Annotated in this window: 16 protein-coding genes and 4 pseudogenes; 11 read left to right on the top strand and 9 right to left on the bottom strand. The window is 67.1% G+C overall.

What is annotated here, in order from left to right; translation table 11 throughout:
• Both ACZ562_RS28990 and ACZ562_RS28985 read left to right on the top strand, forming a co-directional pair.
• The coding region (locus ACZ562_RS28990; protein WP_471184971.1) for a PLL family lectin at window positions 1–719 on the top strand (719 nt) is incomplete at its 5' end.
• 127 nt (window positions 720–846) lie between these two features.
• Window positions 847–1,098: a hypothetical protein gene (locus ACZ562_RS28985; RefSeq protein WP_471184969.1), complete on the top strand. Its 252-nt coding sequence runs from the start codon at window positions 847–849 to the stop codon at window positions 1,096–1,098.
• Between the two features lie 112 nt (window positions 1,099–1,210).
• Here ACZ562_RS28985 and ACZ562_RS28980 read toward each other — a convergent pair whose 3' ends face one another.
• Window positions 1,211–1,882 carry a hypothetical protein gene (locus ACZ562_RS28980; protein ID WP_471184966.1) on the bottom strand — a complete coding sequence of 224 codons (672 nt, stop codon included), beginning with the start codon at window positions 1,880–1,882 and terminating at the stop codon, window positions 1,211–1,213.
• Between the two features lie 444 nt (window positions 1,883–2,326).
• On the bottom strand, window positions 2,327–3,292 hold the full coding sequence (locus ACZ562_RS28975) for a hypothetical protein (protein WP_471184964.1): 966 nt from the start codon (window positions 3,290–3,292) through the stop codon (window positions 2,327–2,329).
• 523 nt (window positions 3,293–3,815) lie between these two features.
• On the opposite strand from ACZ562_RS28975, the gene ACZ562_RS28970 reads away from it, so the two are divergent.
• Window positions 3,816–5,006, top strand: a complete 1,191-nt coding sequence (locus ACZ562_RS28970) for a HEAT repeat domain-containing protein (RefSeq protein ID WP_471184961.1) — start codon at window positions 3,816–3,818, stop codon at window positions 5,004–5,006.
• Between the two features lie 15 nt (window positions 5,007–5,021).
• On the opposite strand, the pseudogene ACZ562_RS28965 reads toward ACZ562_RS28970, so the two are convergent.
• Window positions 5,022–5,153, bottom strand: a pseudogene (locus ACZ562_RS28965) (IS5/IS1182 family transposase); the annotation flags it as partial.
• Window positions 5,154–5,881: 728 nt separating this feature from the next.
• Between ACZ562_RS28965 and ACZ562_RS28960 the strand changes: the two are divergent.
• Both ACZ562_RS28960 and ACZ562_RS28955 read left to right on the top strand, forming a co-directional pair.
• On the top strand, window positions 5,882–6,040 hold the full coding sequence (locus ACZ562_RS28960; protein ID WP_471184958.1) for a hypothetical protein: 159 nt from the start codon (window positions 5,882–5,884) through the stop codon (window positions 6,038–6,040).
• Between the two features lie 287 nt (window positions 6,041–6,327).
• Window positions 6,328–6,732 (top strand): hypothetical protein, encoded by a 405-nt coding sequence (locus ACZ562_RS28955; protein ID WP_471184955.1) that lies wholly within the window; start codon window positions 6,328–6,330, stop codon window positions 6,730–6,732.
• Between the two features lie 1,200 nt (window positions 6,733–7,932).
• Here ACZ562_RS28955 and ACZ562_RS28950 read toward each other — a convergent pair.
• Window positions 7,933–8,103: pseudogene (locus tag ACZ562_RS28950) on the bottom strand (transposase); the annotation flags it as partial.
• A 58-nt stretch (window positions 8,104–8,161) separates the two neighbouring features.
• Window positions 8,162–8,572 (bottom strand): winged helix-turn-helix transcriptional regulator, encoded by a 411-nt coding sequence (locus tag ACZ562_RS28945; protein WP_471185110.1) that lies wholly within the window; start codon window positions 8,570–8,572, stop codon window positions 8,162–8,164.
• A 54-nt stretch (window positions 8,573–8,626) separates the two neighbouring features.
• On the opposite strand from ACZ562_RS28945, the gene ACZ562_RS28940 reads away from it, so the two are divergent.
• Complete coding sequence (locus ACZ562_RS28940; RefSeq protein WP_471184953.1) at window positions 8,627–9,100, top strand: YybH family protein; 474 nt, start codon at window positions 8,627–8,629, stop codon at window positions 9,098–9,100.
• Window positions 9,101–9,622: 522 nt separating this feature from the next.
• Here ACZ562_RS28940 and ACZ562_RS28935 read toward each other — a convergent pair.
• Complete coding sequence (locus tag ACZ562_RS28935; protein ID WP_471184950.1) at window positions 9,623–10,633, bottom strand: DUF5937 family protein; 1,011 nt, start codon at window positions 10,631–10,633, stop codon at window positions 9,623–9,625.
• Between the two features lie 100 nt (window positions 10,634–10,733).
• Here ACZ562_RS28935 and ACZ562_RS28930 point away from each other — a divergent pair, with 100 nt between their 5' ends.
• The gene (locus ACZ562_RS28930; protein ID WP_471184948.1) at window positions 10,734–11,975 is read left to right on the top strand and encodes an MFS transporter; all 1,242 of its coding nucleotides are present in this window, start codon (window positions 10,734–10,736) and stop codon (window positions 11,973–11,975) included.
• Between the two features lie 174 nt (window positions 11,976–12,149).
• Here the strand turns inward: ACZ562_RS28930 and ACZ562_RS28925 are convergent, their stop codons facing one another.
• Window positions 12,150–12,362: a hypothetical protein gene (locus ACZ562_RS28925; RefSeq protein WP_471184946.1), complete on the bottom strand. Its 213-nt coding sequence runs from the start codon at window positions 12,360–12,362 to the stop codon at window positions 12,150–12,152.
• A gap of 142 nt (window positions 12,363–12,504) precedes the next feature.
• Here ACZ562_RS28925 and ACZ562_RS28920 point away from each other — a divergent pair, with 142 nt between their 5' ends.
• Together ACZ562_RS28920 and ACZ562_RS28915 are read left to right on the top strand one after the other, a co-directional pair.
• The gene (locus ACZ562_RS28920) at window positions 12,505–13,155 is read left to right on the top strand and encodes a tetratricopeptide repeat protein (protein WP_471184943.1); all 651 of its coding nucleotides are present in this window, start codon (window positions 12,505–12,507) and stop codon (window positions 13,153–13,155) included.
• Between the two features lie 454 nt (window positions 13,156–13,609).
• Window positions 13,610–13,708, top strand: a pseudogene (locus tag ACZ562_RS28915) (hypothetical protein); the annotation flags it as partial.
• A gap of 31 nt (window positions 13,709–13,739) precedes the next feature.
• On the opposite strand, the gene ACZ562_RS28910 reads toward ACZ562_RS28915, so the two are convergent.
• Window positions 13,740–13,898 (bottom strand): hypothetical protein, encoded by a 159-nt coding sequence (locus tag ACZ562_RS28910; protein ID WP_471184941.1) that lies wholly within the window; start codon window positions 13,896–13,898, stop codon window positions 13,740–13,742.
• Between the two features lie 373 nt (window positions 13,899–14,271).
• Here ACZ562_RS28910 and ACZ562_RS28905 point away from each other — a divergent pair.
• Window positions 14,272–14,439 (top strand): annotated as a pseudogene (locus ACZ562_RS28905) (HAD family phosphatase); the annotation flags it as partial.
• A gap of 159 nt (window positions 14,440–14,598) precedes the next feature.
• On the opposite strand, the gene ACZ562_RS28900 reads toward ACZ562_RS28905, so the two are convergent.
• Entirely contained in the window at window positions 14,599–15,033 is a 435-nt protein-coding gene (locus ACZ562_RS28900; protein ID WP_471184939.1) for an ATP-binding protein, read from the bottom strand.
• A gap of 1,551 nt (window positions 15,034–16,584) precedes the next feature.
• Between ACZ562_RS28900 and ACZ562_RS28895 the strand changes: the two genes are divergently transcribed.
• Window positions 16,585–17,088, top strand: a complete 504-nt coding sequence (locus ACZ562_RS28895; protein ID WP_471184936.1) for a hypothetical protein — start codon at window positions 16,585–16,587, stop codon at window positions 17,086–17,088.
• The last annotated feature ends 63 nt before the right edge of the window (window positions 17,089–17,151 follow it).

Below are 17,151 nucleotides of genomic sequence, written 5' to 3'. Positions count from 1 at the left end.
GGCAGACCAGCCCGGGAGGAGGATGGCACGGCTGGTACCCCATGGAAGGCGCCATCACCAGCGACCCCGCCGTAGGACGCAACCACGACGGACGATTGGAAGTATTCGCTCGCGGCACCGACGGCGGGCTCTACCACAACTGGCAGACCAGCCCGAACGGGGGATGGCACGGCTGGTATCCCATGGCAGGCGGCTTCACCGGCAACCCCGCCGTGAGCATCAACCAGGACGGCCGTCTCGAAGTCTTCGCACGCGGGGCGAACGACTGGCTGTACCACAACTGGCAGACCAGCCCGGGAGGAGGATGGCACGGCTGGTACCCCATGGAAGGCGCCATCACCAGCGACCCCGCCGTAGGACGCAACCACGACGGACGACTGGAAGTATTCGCTCGCGGCACCGACGGCGGGCTCTACCACAACTGGCAGACCAGCCCGAACGGAGGATGGCACGGCTGGTACCCCGTGGCAGGCGCCATCACCAGTAACCCCGCCGTAGGACGCAACCGTGATGGCCGTCTCGAAGTCTTCGCACGGGACGCCCATGGCGCGTTGGCTCATAACCGCCAGATTTCGCCCGGCGGTGGATGGTCGGGATGGTTCGATCTGGCCGGTGGCATCACTTCCGACCTTGTGGTGGCTGCCAACCAGGACGGGCGTCTGGAAGTCTTCGCACGCGGGGCGAACGACTGGCTGTTCCACAAGTGGCAGCAGATGTGACCCCGTTGAAAGGTCGCAGGACGGGACGTACGAGGTGCGCCGCCGGCCGCACGAAGGTGAATCAGTGCGGCGCACTTGTGCGTGCCGTTGCCGGGTTCAGCCACGTGCGACTCGACCGCAGTCGTCGATGAGCTCGCGCGGGATCGCGGCGAGTTCGGGGGCGTCGACGTCGTCGGCGGTGAGGCCCTTCCTGGATCTGCTGGAGCGCCAGCCGGGCGATGCCGGCCGAGGCGCGGACGCCCTCCCGACGCGTTCGGGACCGGGTGGTCACCGGCCGGTCAGCAAGACGAACCTGGGCCGCAAGCGGAACACCGCCACGGACCCGCTCGGCATGTTGCTCGCGGTGCTGGCCACCGCAGCAGCCGTCCAGGCTCGGTAGCCTGCGGCCCACCCGCTCGACCAGTTCGCCACCGCTCACACGACAAGCGACAAGGCCGCTCCACCGGCGAACCCGCCTGCTACCGCCGCGATACCCCCGCCCAAGTCGGCGGTCAGCAGGACTCCACGCCGACGGGCGAGACGTAGATCGCGGACAGCACCCCGTCTCCGTCCACCTCGACCGGGAGGGGGGCTGTGGTATCGGTCAGCTCCAAGTTGTACGGCAGGGATCGCAGCGGAATGTCTTCGCCGAGGTAGGCGACCGAAACCGTGCCCCGGCAGGCGGTGCCCCCCGGCGGCGCGGTATCGGGGACTCTGCCGTCCTGCGGGCCGGCCTTGTGGGAGGTGACGCTGATCAGCGTGTACCGGTACTCGTAGCGGGCTGGGCTGACGGCAGTCGCCTCCCTCGTCTTCTCGACATCGACCCAGTAGTGGGCGAGCTTTACCGTGACTGTCTCGCACGGCCTCTGGATCGCCTCCGGGGTGAAGTTCAGGCCGGAGGAGTCCAGGGTCAAGCCCCTGGACTGGTATTCGCCGCTTGCGCTGCGCAGTTTCCTCAGATAGCCGGTCAGCTGCTCGACGCCCATGCCCGCGGTCTTCACGCACTCCACGGGCGCGGCCGTCGTCGGGCTCTGCGTCGGAGTGGCCGGACCGGGAGCGGCCGTGTAGTGGGCGAGCTCAGACGGGGAAGCATGGGCGGCCGGCTTGTCCTCCGAACACCCCGAGACTGTGAGCAGCGCCGCTACGGCGGCGGCCGGTATGAAGAACTTGCGTGCACTTACCATGAGTTATTACCCTGCCTGCTTCAAGACTGCTTCCCTTACCGGGCGGACCCACAGTACGAGCTGGATGAACAGGTCCACCAGCGAGTCGGCCCGCAGGCCCCAGCATTGTGACAGGACCCCTCAGTACTCCAGTACCCCCCTCAGAACCGTGCGGGCCGGTTGTCCGAGCACACGGCTCAAGCAAGCCCTGATGGCTCGCCGGCCTATGCAGGTGCTGGCTTGTGCTTGCGACGTCGTTCGGCCCAGTAGTCGGCAAGGGCTGGGTCGTCCACTGACGCGCTGCCCTTGACCATCTGATGCCGGACGATCCTCGTCCAGGAGAACTTGGCGAGGTGGCGGCCGCTGTTGCGGTCGCCGAAGACGCACCGGTCCCGCCTGGTTCCGGGGCGAAGCCCTGGCTTCGGGAAGGTGCGGGGGAGGGGAAAAGCCACCTGACAGCCCTGGCTAGTAGCCGCAGTCGCCGCACTGGCAGGGGGGCTCGTACATGTCTCGTCTGCGGCGCTCGTCGCCACAGCGGGCGAGAAGATGCTCCGGCAGATGGTCCTGCATCTGCCACCACTCCAGCGTGAAGCCGTGCTCGTCCTCCGCATGGACCAGGAACGGGCCGTTCTGGCGCAGCGGCTCGTACTCGTACCAGTGGTCCTTCCGGGCGAGCACCCTGTCCGGGGCGGGCTTGGCGGAGCCGCCTCCCAGGAAGTCGTAGACACGGTGCACCTCCGCCGCGGTGATGTCGCGCACGGGAGTGAGCACCAGCGGCCAGCACGCGGGGTCGTCGGAGCTGTCGACGTCCTCGGGCACCCGGGCGGATCCCCCACTGAGCGCGTGCACCGTCCACTCGTGGATCCCGGTCGCGCGGCCCACCTCGGCCATGGGCACACCGGCCCGGGCCGCGTGCACGGCCAGCGCCTCCGTCTCGGTGAGACCACCGCGACCGTACTCGACCGACCTGGCGGCTTCGCCGGCCATGTGCAGCCAGTAGTCCGGGCCGCAGACGTCCGGTACCGGATCGCCGAGGTGGTCGGCGCAGCGGCTCCCGGGGCCCGCGGGTGCCTTGTTGGAGCAGAAGGAGTGCCCGCACAGCTCGATGACCCGCTGGGTACCCAGCTCGGGGTCGAAGAGGGTGCATGCACGGAACACCCGTCTGGGCTCGCCGCCCGCCGCGGTGAAGAACCGTATGCGCTCACCCCGCTTGGCGCGCTCGACCTGGAACGTCCTCACCTCCCATGCGGCGAGGACATGCCCGGCCATGGCGATCGCCAGGGCCGGGAACGGCCGGAAGGGCAGGGGGGTGGAATCGTCGAGGGTCGGGATCTCGGTGAACGGACGACGGGTGTCGGCGTCGTCGAGGTGACGGAGCGCGAGCGTCAGGAGTTCTGCGGCGTTGACATGCGTGCTGTCGGCTTCGGTCATGCCCTCTCCGTTCAGGGGTACGGCGGCTGGGCCGCAAGCAGGCAGGACCGGAGAATACTCAGCGGACCTCTGGTGACCGAAACGCTTTTCCTCCGGGCTGAACTCGAACCGGCAGCTCAGGACCCGGCCAGCGGTTCGCCGGTGAGCCGGGCCTCGCTCCAAGCCGACCTCGCCAACGCCCAGGCCCGCAACACCCGCCTGGCCACCCGCGTTCAGCAGCTGGAGGAACGACTGTCACAGGCACTGGGAACTCAGGCATGGCAGGAGTCACGGCTCGGAACCCCAGCGGACATCGACGAACTCCAACGAAAGATCACGAGGCTGGAGCAGCACAACGTCGAACTGACATCCGCCTTGGAGGAGGCCCGGTCCGATCTCGATGGCGACGGCAGCCAACCGGGACCTGACCAGAGCGCTGAACCAACGCGGCTGAGCCAGCCACTCACGTGTCCGGGCGGGCGCCCCGGACACCAACGGCCGTCGCACGCCTCAGCTTGTCAGTGCCTGCAGTTACGGTTACCCCATGGCCGATGAGGACCTTGCCGCGCTCGCGGAGCAGATATCGACTGCCAGGTCAGACGATGCCAGACAGGCCGCCCATCGCGATTTCAGGGACGCGGCGAAGACGGACCACTCCGCGTGCCTTCCGTACCTCAGTGGCCAGAACAGCAGCGTGCGCAGGGCCGCCGTCTACTCGTTCGGGAATACGATCGAGCCGGTGGTTGAGCACGCTGATGCACTGTTGCCGCTGCTCGTCGACCCTGACGAGGACGTCCGGTGGGGGGCTGAGCACGCGATCACCGGTGCGGGTCCCGGTGTCGTGCCGGCCCTCCGGTCAGCGCGAGGCACTGCGCGTGGCCGGCTGCGCTCGCGGATACTCGAAATGCTGGCGAACACCGTGGGCTTCGACGGCCTCGATCCCCGCGATCAGGCGCTGATCCGTCGGCTCGTGACCATCAAGTCCCTCCTCGACGTGCCCGCGCCCATGAAACTCCGCGACGGTTCCTGGTACGCCGTGCCGACCAACAACCAGACGGACGTCCTCGAAGCCTTCGACCTGACCGGCCCCGTGCACGTCACCATGCGTCTAGGCGAGAGCGCTTGGCACAGAACCGTCCACAACACGTTCAACCAGGAGCACTACAGGTGCCGGTGGATGTACGTCACCCCTGTCCTCGACGGATGGACACTGGCGTTCGGTCGCACACCCGACGACGCGCACTCCATCGGTGAGGAGGTCGACGCTGCATCGCCTTTCCCGGACGTGCTCAAGTACTGCCGACGACTGAGCCGCCGTTTCGGCGAAGCGCACTGGTACGCCGTGGACGTCTACGGCTGGCACTCATGGTGTGTCGCGCGTGACGGCGAGATCGTCCGCTACTACGACGCCTCGCGGTCCGGTCCGAGAATCGGGGACCGGCTGCCCGAGGAGCAACGCTTTCGCACGGGTGAAGACCCCCTGCCCGCCGAAGTGCAGGCCCGGCTGCTTGACATAGTGGATTGGGAAGAGGAAGAGGCAATCCAAGAATTCGAAACGCAGTTGGAGGCGGAGTTCGGACTCGCGCCGTATCTCTCCGTGCCCGCCCTGGCCGGCGAGTTGTCAGTAAATCCTCAAACGCTCGGCCCACATACCGTCGTTCAGGGCCACGCCGTCCTCGCCTACACCCGCTGCGGTCGCCGATACGGAATGCCGATAGGCTCGTTGAATATCTGAGGCCGCTCACGATCGAACCAGGCCGACGCGGGCCCGCTGGTGGGGCGGGAGCTTGCAGCGGCGGTCACCCTCACGGGTGACGATCAGCATGGTTACCCACTCGACCAGGGCGTGAGACAGGTCGAATGCGGCAGGATATGCAACCAACGAGGCTCCCGGGCCGATGAGTTGCGCCGACGGAGGTTCTGTGCGCTGATCGCGCACCGACGGCGAGGTCGTCCACCTCCTCGCCGCGGCGCTCCACGCCTGCCAGACCGTGATCGCCAGCGCCGGGCCGCCGCGAATAGCAACGAGAATCCCGCCTGCGCTCCCTTGCTGGAATGGACACGCCGAGCACGTCATCGCCGCCGACGGCCACTACCCCCGGTCGTCAAGGGGAGAGTCAGGACAAGCTGCGCAAGCTACTGCGGCACCTGCTCTGGCGGGAGATCCCGCCCCAGCACCGCAGGCTCAGGACCCGGCAGAGCCCCGCGATGTCCTGTCCCGACAAACGAAGACCGTACGGTGGCCGCAGGCCATCGCGTAGACCCTGCCCGCTGGCCGACGATGCTCACCGTCAGGCGCCGCCCTGAAACTACGTGGCGATTGCGTGATTTCCCTGACGGCACCGGGACATATTTCGGGGGAGAACCCTCCGAAACACTTTTCGAAGACTGCGCCCCTCGCATCGATAGAGCTTGCGTTCCGAACAGCATCACCCGTGTGACGTGCGATCTGCGCGCCCGCCGGAGCCGGATGTGATGGCAGCGGCTACAACGTAAGCCGACGCAGTGAAAGAGAATCAGTAATGGCCTAGACCCTCCCGGAGTGCAACGCCTCGTGTTGCGGCGACTGTGCCACGCAACGCATGTGACACAGTCGCGACCCTCGGGAGTGTGGGCCTGCTCCTTGCGATCAGTGTGTTCGGGGCCATTTTTGGCGCCCCTGTCGGCCTCGCCGCCATGCATCATCTCACCGGCCTTGGCCATGGTGATCATCATCGGGATCATTCAAGACAGCTATTGACGCTGGAAACGGTGAGAAGCGGCTACTGACGAGTCGCCCGGGGAGGCGAGGCGCGTCGTCGAGCCCGACGCCCTCCCGCCGGCCCGTCCCGAACCACAGGTGGGCGCAGGAACCGCGGAGGCGGGCGGATGCGTCAGGGACTGTGAGACCCAACGTGAAGGAGTGAATTTTGCCTGGCAATCCCCCGACGAATCCACACGTCACCGCCGCCTTCGACAACCCCACACCTGTCTATAATCCTGATTCTCGACGGTGGGCGGTCCTTCGGCACTCATTGTCCATCGCGATTACGACAGCAGTCATCGTAATGTCCTTCATGGTCGTCACCCTTCCGATTACGGCAGTCTTTTTCATTGACGGAGACTTTATCGCCAGCGATTACGCCAAGGCCGTTCTGGTTGCCGCTGGCGTGGGGTTTACCGCAAGTCTTCTCATTTTTCCTGTTGCCTTTGGATTTGAGCGGTTGGTCATGCGCGGCGGCCGTGCATGGAAGGTGCTGGCGGCGTGTGCAGCTGTAGCCTCTCCGGTCGCGGCTGCGCTGATTTTCGTCTCACTGTTCAAGATTCAGCCATCGGCCGCCGTCGGTGATGCTTTCGGTGTTGCGATCCTGTTCTTCATGAGTTTCTCCGTCTATTGGTTGTCGCTGTGGTCATTGAGTGCTGTTCGCTACGGCGCTTGGCGCCTTACCCAACGCAAGAGCCGAGGTCGGCGGTTCGGCTGAGCTTTCCGCACGCACCCCCGCGTGGCTGATTTCGCGAGTGCCGGAAAGGCCGTGACGTGGTGTCACCCTCAATGAGGACGGCACACTCGCTTTCGAGATTGTCGACGCCCTCGGCGACGCACCCGACTGGCGCGCGCGGCAGGAGCCACGAACAGATCCTCAGCGCCTATAGCCTACTTGCCCGATCCGAGGGCATCTTCGTCGAACCCGCGTCCGCCGCAGGCGTCGCGGGTTTGCTGAGCCAGCACGATGCTGGTTGCATCCCCGTCTGGCCAAACCATCGTCATCACCGTTACTGGCAACGGGCTTAAGGATCCTGACACCTCCCTATCCATCGGCTATAGCTCCAGCTCGAGCGCTGCCGAGCTTGGTTCCGTCGCACGCGCCCTCGGCCTGCAGTAGCTCCCGGGGTCGCCGTTCATCTCAGCGCTGCCGCCCAGCCGCAGGTGCTGGCCGAGCGCAAGCCCCGGTCGAGCTCAACTGTTCCACCCGCATCAAGCCCAGCCCCGCCCCCTCCAGCGAAGCGGCATGGAAGCGCTGGCTGCAACAGGCGGAGGCTTTCCAGCAAGCCGTCACCGATCACGCGGGCCTGGTCACGATGACGAGGGCGTCAGATGGCCAGCATGTAAAGGGTCCCGTTGGCTTCCCGGCTGCCGCCTCGGTTGAGTCGGTTGCGGTTGTTCTTCCGGGAACTGGCGGGTATCGGGGCGACGCCGCACACGTGCGCGAAGGACGCTTCCGACCGAAGGTGCTGTGGGTGTTGTCACCAGCAGCCGCCAGCAGGGCCGCGGCGATGTCGACACCGACGCCTTGATCTGCGTCAGCTCCGGTGCGGCCCGGTGGGCAAGCCGATCGATCTGCAGGTCCAACGCAGCCGATCTCCTGGGCGAGTTGTTGGTAGCGGACTGCCGGGCTCTTCAGCGCGAGCCTGGCTGCGGCCTCGGGAGAGTTGACGCAGCCGGGCCGGAACCTGGCCGCTGTGGCCACCAGGTCTGCCAGGGACAGCTTGCGCAGGCGGTCGCGCAATTCCTGCGGGGTCGTGACCACGACGGCCTGGAGCTGATTGGCGGCCCGCGTGCGGGCCTCCATCGCTGAGCGGCGGGCCAGCCGCAGGGTGCGGATCATCTCCACCGGGCCGTCCTGGGACTTCGCCTGGCCCAAGACGGTGCCCGCCTGGACCGCGCCGGCGTCGGCCTCGGCGTGGATGGCGTCGTTCTTGCCGCCGGCTCGACGCCGGGTCTGGTGGGACGGCCGGATGACCAGATGCAGCTGCCAGTTCAGCGGGCAGGAGGCGGTGGCGGTGGCGGCGTGGACGCTGATTGCGACCCGCCAGTTGGCCCGTTTGCCCACCGCGCCGCAGTAGGCCGTGGCCGACGAACGCGAACAGCAGGTGGTGTTACGAGCCAGGCCGCCCCTGTCCGGCTCTGACCTACGCAGCTGGGGTTCGTCCTTCGTGTGCGGCCTCGATTGCGGCTCCTGTGCGGTACAGCTCGATGAGCAACGGCCGCAAGGCCGCTCCGGCAGCAGTGAGGTGGTACCGGGTGCGGACCGGGAATCCGTCCAATCGTTCGCGAAACACCAGATCTCGTTCCCCGAGTACGCGCAGACGTTCGGCAAGCACCTTGGCACTGATCTTCGGCAGCCGGTCGCGCAGGCTGCTGAAGGATTGTGGCCCATGCATCAGCTCACGCAGGACAAGTGTGGTCCAGCGGCCCGCCACGGCGGCGAGAGCGATCTCGACGGGGCAGTCGGGTTCGGGCTGACTGGTACGCCCGCGCGTGTCCGGAGCCAGCTCGCCGTCCCAGTCGGAGCGCCGACTGGTCGAGCCCACCGGAGGCATCGGGGCGGGGGTTTCCGTTTGGTGACCCACGTAGCGGTCAGGTTGGCTGCCGTCATGAGCATCGAATCGGATCTCGGAAGTCACCATGTCCCTACTTTTTCTCTGACCACCGACCCAAAGCAGCACCCAGCGGTATTCGCCGAGGCATTCAACAGCGGTAGCGCGGAGGCCGTGGGGCGGGTGTATGAACAGGACGCTGTCTTTGTCCCCCACCCTGGTCGACACGTTGCAGGGGATGACCTGGCTGAGGCTACAGCCGAATTCCTCCGCCTGGGTCTGCCGATAGCCGTTCATCCTCGGCACACCTATGTTGCGGACGACATCGCTCTGCTGATTGTCGACTGGGTCATCGACGGTCCAGGGCCTGCTGGTGAGAAGGTGCATATTGAGGGTACGGCGACGGACGTGGCACGTCGTGGCGCGGACGGTCTGTGGCGATACATCATCGATAACCCGTTCGGTACCGCCAACCTTGATGCTCAGCCTGCCCAGAAGGCAGAGACCGCTGACGAGTGCGAGCACCCGTAGCCCTTCGCCCTCAAATGAGCTCGATTCCGGCGAAACCAACGGGCGGTCACGAAGTCGGTCCGTCTAACCCGCCACGTCCCCTGCCTCCCTCGAAGCTCGCCCGGTGCCTTCCCCCCTTGTAGGCCCGGGCGATGACGGAGCCCCGGCGGCCGCACTGCAGCCACCGGGGCTCTTTTGGCGCCCGGGTGAGTCCGGGTCGGCCTTTCACCGGGAGTGGCTGAGATCTGGTCCGGCAAACTGGTGGCGTTCGCGGTAGACCTGCCAGGCAGAACTCCCGACGCTTCGCCGCCCGGATCGGCTTCGGGTTCCGGAGGTCGCCTGGCAGGATGGCAGAGCTCTCCGCGCCACCGGCAACAGCTTCGCCCTGCCCTTCGTCACCGGGCTGTTCGCCCGGATCCTCTCCCAGCACCCGCGTACGACGCTCTGTCCATTCAAGACCGCGCTGTGTCTCTCCGCCGCCACCTGCCGAGTCGGACGATGCTGCGAAGGCGGCGGTCGCCCGCGTCTGGCAGGCCGAAGCTGTCAGCGCAGTACGGCCGCCAGCAGGTCGGCGCCGAGTGTCGTCAGCTCGGTGAGGTTGAGGGTGTACCGGACGTAACGACCGTGCCGCCGGGTCGTGAGCAGGCCCGCGCGGCGCAGGACGGCGAGGTGGCGGGAAACTTCCGGGGGTGAGAGTTCCCAGGCGTGGGCCAGCTCGCCGGTGGTGTGCGGGCCGCGGGCCAGGGTGCGCAGCAGCCGTAGCCGTACCGGATGTGCCAGTGCCTCCAGCCGTAGCGTGACCGTTTCCAGCGACACCGGCTCTGATGGACTCGGCTCGGCCGCGGGGTACTGCACCACCGGCTGCCACCCGGGCGCGTTGTCCTGCAGCTTGTCCACGACGATGCAGTGGCCGTCCGGTGCCAGGGTGACGGCGCCGGAGATCGATGCGAGTGCCGCCCCGACGCCCTGGCGCTTGAGCAGGTTGTTCTTCAGGCGCAGATCGGTGGCGAGCTGCACGGCGACGCCCGTCCAGGCGGCGTCGAAGAAGGCCTCCGCGCATTGTTCGAGGGTGTCGCGCACCCGCGCCCGCACGGCGACCGGGTTGCTGAGCAGCCGTTCCGCGAAGGCCTCTTGGAGCGGGCCGCGAGCCTGGGCCAGGTCCAGGGCCCGCTCGCGCGCCGTCGTGTCGGTGAGCGGCGACGGTGCGGCGAAGTGGACCCGGTTGCTGCCGCACGTGGTAATGAGCGCGGCGGTCACGTAGGTTTCGTCGTCGATCCGGTCCACGTCGTCCAACTCCTCGGCGAGGGTGGGCCGGGGTCGAGCGGGGACCAGGAAGTCGGCTCGTGAGGAACGCCAGAGGAACTCCGCCTCCCGCAACCGCTCGGCCAGCTCCGGCCGCAGCCCGGCCCAGACCTCCCCGGCCCAGCTGGCGAGCTGGGGGTGATGCCCCGGTTCGGCCAGCAGGTGCAGCATCGCGGTCAGCTCGGCCAGCGGCGAGGCGGCGAACCGCAGCCGCTCGGACGGCAGGCCACTGATGTCGATCCTCAACGTCATCCCCTCAGCATCCCTGACCGGATCGCCGACGACGGCGTCGGTTGACGGTGTCCGTCAACCCACGTGCCCAGCCCGGCGGCCGAACGCACCCTTTGACGCCATGGCAACCACCACCAAGATCCAGCCCCGCGCCCTCGTCCGTGCCTCCGGCGGCCCCCGCTATGCCGTCGCGCTGGCCGTGGACGCGCTCGGCACCGGCCTGCTGCGGCCCTTTCTGCTGCTCTACGGGGTGGCGGTGCTGAGACTGTCCGCGCCGGCCACGGGTATCGCCATGACGATCGGCGTCGTCGTGGGTCTGGTGTGCATGCCCGCGGTGGGCCGATGGCTGGACCGGGGCGCACGCAGCATGGTCGTGGCGGCGTCGATGCTGGTGCGGGTGCTGGGTGTGGCGCTGCTGCTGGCCACCCCGGCGGGGCACGTCTGGCTGTTCGCGACGGCGGCGCTCTTCCTCGGCATCGGCAACCAGGCATGGCCGGCCGCCCACGCAGCTCTTGTGGCTACGGTCGCCCACGGCCGGGAACGCGACACCGCTCTCGCGGGAGGCCGTGCCCTGCGCAACGCCGGCTTGGGTGCGGGCGCGCTCCTCGCCACTGCATGCCTGGCGGGCGGCACCACCGCATTGCAGGCACTGGCTGCCGTCACCGGGCTCGCCTATCTCGCCGCGGCGGCCTTGGCGTGGTCGGTCCACCTCCACGCGCATCCGGCCGCTACCCCGGCCAAGGACAGGGCCGAGGGGCCCCCACCCCGGATGCGCGCGCTGCTGGCCGCCAACGTGGTCTACGTCTTCTGCCTCAACGTCCCCGAAATCGCGCTCCCTCTGGTCCTGGTGACCCAGTTGCACGCATCCCCAGTGTGGTCGGCAGCCATCTTCGTGGCCAACACGGTGCTGGTGGTCACTCTGCAGGTTCCGGTCACCGTCCTGATGTCCCGCTTCTCCCGGCGGACCGTGCTGGCTCTCGCCGGCGTGGTACTCACCGCGTCCTACCTCGGCTTCCTCGCGGCCACCTCACTGGGACACGGCTGGGGTGCCCCGGCCGTCGCCACGGTGTCCGTGGTCTGCACTGTCGGCGAGATCATCTACGCCGGCAGCGCCACCGCGCTCGTCACCGCCCTCGCCCCGGCCCATGTCCTGGGACGCACCCTCGCCCGCTTCGAGCTCTCCACGGGCTTCGGCCTCGCCGTCTCCCCGGCGGTCATCACCGCTCTCGCACCCCACGGCTCGGCCGCCCTCTGGGGCAGCCTCGCCGCTGCGACGCTCCTCTCCGCCGGCGCCGTTGCCACCGAGAAGGAACAAGAAACGCGCCTCAGCGGTTGCTGCAGCCGGGCGCGAGCAGGATCGTGAGCTCGCCTGACCTCTTCGGCGATTCCGACGAGCAAGCGGGACGGCTCAGCGGGGACGCCAGCCATCTGTTCCGGTGCCACCAACGTCGGGCTGTACCGCGTGGCCGCGCACGTCCACGCCCACGTCACCGAGCAAGACCCGGAGCACCCACTACTCCAGCCGAGCCGATGTGGCTCAGCGAGAATACCGTGCACCCCTCACCCGGCATTCTGGTGCCGGCCTGCTGGCGTAGGCGAAGCCCATGGGCTCGCGGTGCCGTTGCAGCGTGGGCGCATTGGCTTGACGGCCTCGCCGCTTGGCCAGTTCGCCTTCCGCGTAGGCCAACGCCCCGCGGTGATGGATGCGCAGGTCCGCCAGTGCCAGGACACGGGCCTGCCAGTTGCGCATCGGCACCTCCCTGATTCCCGTGATGCCTGGCGCAACCGCGAGAACGAGGCAGCCCTGCAGGGTGGGTCGAGGCGATGGGATGGCAAGACATCGGTGGACTACGCTCTACGGCGAACGCGACCAGGCGAGGAGCTGATTGGAAGTGGAGTCCGTCGACAGTCTTCTCGAGCAGGCCGCTCGGTATAACGAGCTGGGTGACCTTGAGCAGGCGAAGGCGTGCTACCTGCGGGCGGCTGGCGCGGGTAGCACGGAGGCGGACATTGCCGTCGGGATGATCTACCGGACGCTGGGAGACAGCGACGAGGCGGAGCGCAGCTTCCGGCGCGCTCTCGAGGCAGGTGACACCCACGCCCTGCATGGGCTTGCCACGATCCAGCTCCATCGGGGTGACCTTGACGGAGCCGAGGCACTCTTCCAGCGGGCAGTTGATGCGGGCCACGAGGGCGCGCTGCTGAACCTTGGCTCTGTGCACAACCTGCGCGGGAATTCTGATCAGGCCGAACGGTTCTACAAACAGGCCATCGACGCCGGCTACGCCGACACGGCGCTGTTGTGGCTGGGCTTCCTGTACCGCGATCAAGGTGACCTCGTCCGGGCTGAGGAGTACTTCCACCAAGCGCTCGACGCCGATGCCGACGATGCGTTGTACTCACTGGCCCACCTGTATGAACAGCGTGGGGACCTCGACCAGGCCGAGGCGTTCTATGAGCGGGCCGTGGCGGCCGGTGACGAGGACGCCATGGTGAACCTGGCTGACCTTCGACGTTCACGAGCCCCAAAGCGCCCCCAGTGATAGGTGACGACTGAGTCGAACTGTGCGTGCCCTCTGCATGCCGGTAGTCAGTTCCCGTACGGTCACGAGTGTGCACCGGTAGTCTCGAACGTCGACCGGCTGAGCAGGCATTGCGGGCATCTCGTGGTCCCGTTCCAGAAGTCCTTCGAGGCTTGATCCCGGAGGTCTTCGGGGGTTGGCGGTAGAGGGCGTCGGCTCGCGGTGCCGCTGTAGCGCGGGCGCACCGGCTTTCCCCGCTCGCGGTACCGGATGCGGCGGGCTGCGACCTGTCGTGATCCACTTCTCCCGATCGGCCCGTCTGCCATGCCCGTTGCCCCGGCCTACCCGATAGTCCCGACCGCCGCCGAACGCAAGCGGTTGAAGAAGATGGCGTACGGCCACAAGACCGAGCACCGGCTGCGGGTACGCGCGCGGATCGTCCTGCACGCGGCACGCGGGCGCTCCAACGCGCGTCGCCCGCGAGACGGGCCTGCACCTGGACACGGTTCGTGTCTGGCGCGGCCGGTTTGCTCACGGCGGACTGCCGGCCCTGGCCGGCCGCAATCGCTCGGGCGCCCCGCCCGCTTTTTCCCCTTGCAGGTCGCCTAGGCCAAGGCACTTGCCTGCCAGATACCCGCCGAGACCGGCGTACCGCTGTCGCGCTGGTCCTGCCCGGAACTGGCCGCCGAGCTGACCGCGCGCCGGATCACCGACACCGTCTCCGCGTCCACGGTGCGCCGCTGGCTGCGCGAAGACGCGCTCAAGCCCTGGCGGTACCGGTCCTGGATCTTCGTCCGCGACGCGGACTTCCGCGCCAAGGCGCAGCGTGTCCTGGACCTGTGCGCTCGCGTGTTTGAAGGTGTTTGCCCAGGGCGAGGACGAGTACGTCCTGTCCAGTGACGAGAAGACCTCCGTCCGGGCCCGGTGCCGCTGTCATCCGACGTTGGCCCCGGGCCGAGCCCGGGCGATGCGCGTCAACCACGAGTACGGCCGCGGTGGCGTCGCAACAGGGCTGCCACAAGGTTCCAAGATCGCTTGACCTTGTCCCGGGGAGGAAGGACGCGAGTGTCTTCGTAGATCACACGAGCTGGCGGTGTGTGCTCGCCAGCTGGGCAGGACGATGAGGGGGAGTTTCGAGTGACGGTGACCTGCGTCAATCTCGATATCGGCGGCGTGCTGGAGATCACGCCGGCGACGGGGTGGGTGCATCGGTGGGAAGAGCGGCTGGAGTTACCGATGGGTACTGTGCATGAGCGGATGCTCGACGTGTGGCAAGCCGGGAGCGTCGGGAGCATGAGAGAGCGCCTTGCTGAGACTGGCCCGCTCGGGGGATGTCCGTCAGCGTCGCCTGGTGACCCTTCTCGTGGAAGACGGCCCCAGCCGTCTGAATGATCGCCTGACGACTGTGCATCACGCCTGCCCTATTGCCATGGGGCCTTCCCGTCGCCCATCACGGCTGGGCTGTCAGAGCGGAAGGGAGACATGCATAGCCTTGCCCCTGCGATCAGGGTCGAAGCGCGCCTCGAGGGTGCCACCTGCCTCAGCAGCAAGGTCGTGCACCAGCCGCAGTCCCCATCCGCCAACGTCGTCTCGATGCGGGGTGGCCGGCACCGTTGGGACGTGGGGGTCACGGTCATGGACGGCGATGGTCAGGGCCCGGTGATCTGTCTGGAGGATGATCTCTGCTCGAGGGGACAGGCGAGCAGCGTGCTTAACGGCGTTCGTCACCAGCTCGGTGATGATCAGTAGGGCGCGGTCGACGCAGTCCTGTTCCATGCCCAGCGCAGAGTCACTGAGGACGGCCCGAGCTGCACGACGAACAGCAGGAACGGACTGATCAACGGTCGGAAAGGCCGACTCGTACTGAATCCGCGGAGGGGAGGCGACTAGCGTGCTCATCTTGGACTCTCTTGGTCAAGCATCCGTGGCCACGAGCCGGAAGCGCCCTAGCGGAGCTCCGGCATGTCATCCGGCGTTCGGCCCCTGCCATGTTGCGGCTGGACGATTGTCATTGAGGGCGCCGAGTGTGGCCAGGACGTCCACCAGACGTACACCCCGAGTTTCGACTGCGGAATGCCCCCCCGGTAGGGGGAAACTACTCAAGGCCTCGAGTGAGTAGTCAGCAAGTTTGTGTCGGCACGGCGGGTCTGGAGTGGCATCGGTCGGGATCATGTGCCCCCTACGGAGAGGGGCAAGCTGTTCGTGTTGCACTGCACCGCTCTACGGGATACGGGGACATCAGAGGATCGCCGAATCCAGTACGAGATCAGAGCAGCCCTCGCTCCCTTGTGCCTTCACTCGACCATGGGTCACGTGCAGTAGTTCCTGATTACTTTTAGTTAGGAATGAAGGTGCTCATATGGGCTGCCCGCTGCATACGCGGTGATCGGCGCAGTAGATGGGCCTACCAATCTTGCCCGGTGGACATTCCTCAGCCCGTGCGCACGCACTGTCTGACCTGCGAGGGCCAAGATCGCGCCCCAGGTCGCCGCGGCTCCGCGCAAGCTGGCGGCGGGCCGAGCGCCGGATCCCCACACTGGAACGGATCGTGGGTGAGATCGCGGTCGCGTCACCGGAAATTACTACGAGATCACGGTCTTGTCGGGTTGTCGGGTAGTGAAGGCCACAACGTTGTCACCGACCGGTGCTCACCGTCGGAGGAGCAGCTGAGGATCCAGGCCACCTGGAGGGCGCACTCGGCCAGCGACGCCGATGATTCCGTTCACCCCCGGGCGTCAGAGTGACGCAGGTCCTCTGCGCGTGCTGAAGCGCCGGCGGCCGGGCGGCCGGAGTAAGCGGCCCACACCTGTCGCCGTGATCCGCTCTTGCGTCAGTACAGCCTCGCCGTGGAGCAGAACGCCTGCGTCAGGAGCAGGACGAAGCCGATCAAGATCGCGGCATACGACGGCGGTCAGTCAGGGCTGAGCCTGACAGCGGGGCGAAGTGACCTGAACTGGTCAAGAACACCTCCATTGGTACTTCGTCAGGCGTAGTGGACCTCTTCAGAGAGCAAGCGCTCGCACCTCCTGACCTTGCCGTTGTGTCGTGGGGTGTTCAGGTGATCCGTTGGTGCCGGGCCCCGAGCAGGGCACGGGCGAACACGGCTGCGGCACGGGGGGACTATGTGGCGCTCGGTCCGGGTCAGTTGGGCCCCGCCGAGGCTCCGCCTGCGCAGCAGTGCCTTCAGATGGTCAGATGGCGATGCTTGTCGTCTCCCTCGTGGCCGTCCTGCTCGTCCACCCCTTCATTCCGCGGCACTTGCCAAGCGGGTCCTGCTCGGCGCCGTGAAGGCTGATGCCGTGCATGAGAAATGCGGGCCCGCCTCCATTTTTTTGATCCTCCCTGTAACACTCGGCCAGCCCGGGCCCAGTACCCATCGAAGGGGTCCAGCCGCGGCCAGCAGCTGGTTGCGGGGACTGAATGGTTTGTCGGACAAGTGAAGGAAGTTGGATGATGAAGAGGCGTAGTATCGCCACCCTGTTCGGCTCGCTGGCCCTCCTCGGCGCCGTCACGGCGACTCCGGGGACCGCTTCGGCCGCAACGACGCCCCCGGAGAAGTACGACACCCACAAGGCCGCCGCTGATGTGCTGAAGGCAGCAGGGATCACCTGGACGTCGTCCGGGAACTGCAGCGACCGCAACGACTCCACCTGCACCTCCTTCGAGAAGATCAACAAAGCCACTGTCAACGGCATCATCGGCTTCAAGAAGGTCAGCAACTGCGCAATCACCATTACCGGCGGCACCGAGACCGGCCATGCGTCGGGTACCTACAGCCACTGGAACGGCTACAAGGTTGACATCAAGCTGACCACGTGCGTCAACGACTGGATCACAAAGAACATGACGTACGTCGGCGAGCGGAGCGGCGACAGCGCACCGATGTACAAGTCAACCGCCGGCAACGAATACGCCAAGGAGTCCACTCACTGGGACATCCTCTACTACGCCTGATCCCCGGCGCACCATGCACTGCTGAGGCCGGAAGAGTCCGATGTGTCGCGGCGCCCGGGGATG

Source organism: Streptomyces sp. NPDC040410 (genome assembly GCF_055595715.1).
Note: the sequence above shows the minus strand (reverse complement) of the source record. Positions and strands in the feature narration are given on the sequence as shown.

Excerpts from the sequence above, each read along its gene's own strand:
- ACZ562_RS28985 (WP_471184969.1), top strand. The coding sequence starts at position 847 with ATGAGCTCGCGCGGGATCGCGGCGAGTTCGGGGGCGTCGACGTCGTCG.
- ACZ562_RS28980 (WP_471184966.1), bottom strand. The coding sequence starts at position 1,882 with ATGGTAAGTGCACGCAAGTTCTTCATACCGGCCGCCGCCGTAGCGGCG.
- ACZ562_RS28975 (WP_471184964.1), bottom strand. The coding sequence starts at position 3,292 with ATGACCGAAGCCGACAGCACGCATGTCAACGCCGCAGAACTCCTGACG.
- ACZ562_RS28970 (WP_471184961.1), top strand. The coding sequence starts at position 3,816 with ATGGCCGATGAGGACCTTGCCGCGCTCGCGGAGCAGATATCGACTGCC.
- ACZ562_RS28955 (WP_471184955.1), top strand. The coding sequence starts at position 6,328 with ATGGTCGTCACCCTTCCGATTACGGCAGTCTTTTTCATTGACGGAGAC.
- ACZ562_RS28945 (WP_471185110.1), bottom strand. The coding sequence starts at position 8,572 with ATGCCTCCGGTGGGCTCGACCAGTCGGCGCTCCGACTGGGACGGCGAG.
- ACZ562_RS28940 (WP_471184953.1), top strand. The coding sequence starts at position 8,627 with ATGAGCATCGAATCGGATCTCGGAAGTCACCATGTCCCTACTTTTTCT.
- ACZ562_RS28935 (WP_471184950.1), bottom strand. The coding sequence starts at position 10,633 with ATGACGTTGAGGATCGACATCAGTGGCCTGCCGTCCGAGCGGCTGCGG.
- ACZ562_RS28930 (WP_471184948.1), top strand. The coding sequence starts at position 10,734 with ATGGCAACCACCACCAAGATCCAGCCCCGCGCCCTCGTCCGTGCCTCC.
- ACZ562_RS28925 (WP_471184946.1), bottom strand. The coding sequence starts at position 12,362 with ATGCGCAACTGGCAGGCCCGTGTCCTGGCACTGGCGGACCTGCGCATC.
- ACZ562_RS28900 (WP_471184939.1), bottom strand. The coding sequence starts at position 15,033 with ATGAGCACGCTAGTCGCCTCCCCTCCGCGGATTCAGTACGAGTCGGCC.
- ACZ562_RS28895 (WP_471184936.1), top strand. The coding sequence starts at position 16,585 with ATGATGAAGAGGCGTAGTATCGCCACCCTGTTCGGCTCGCTGGCCCTC.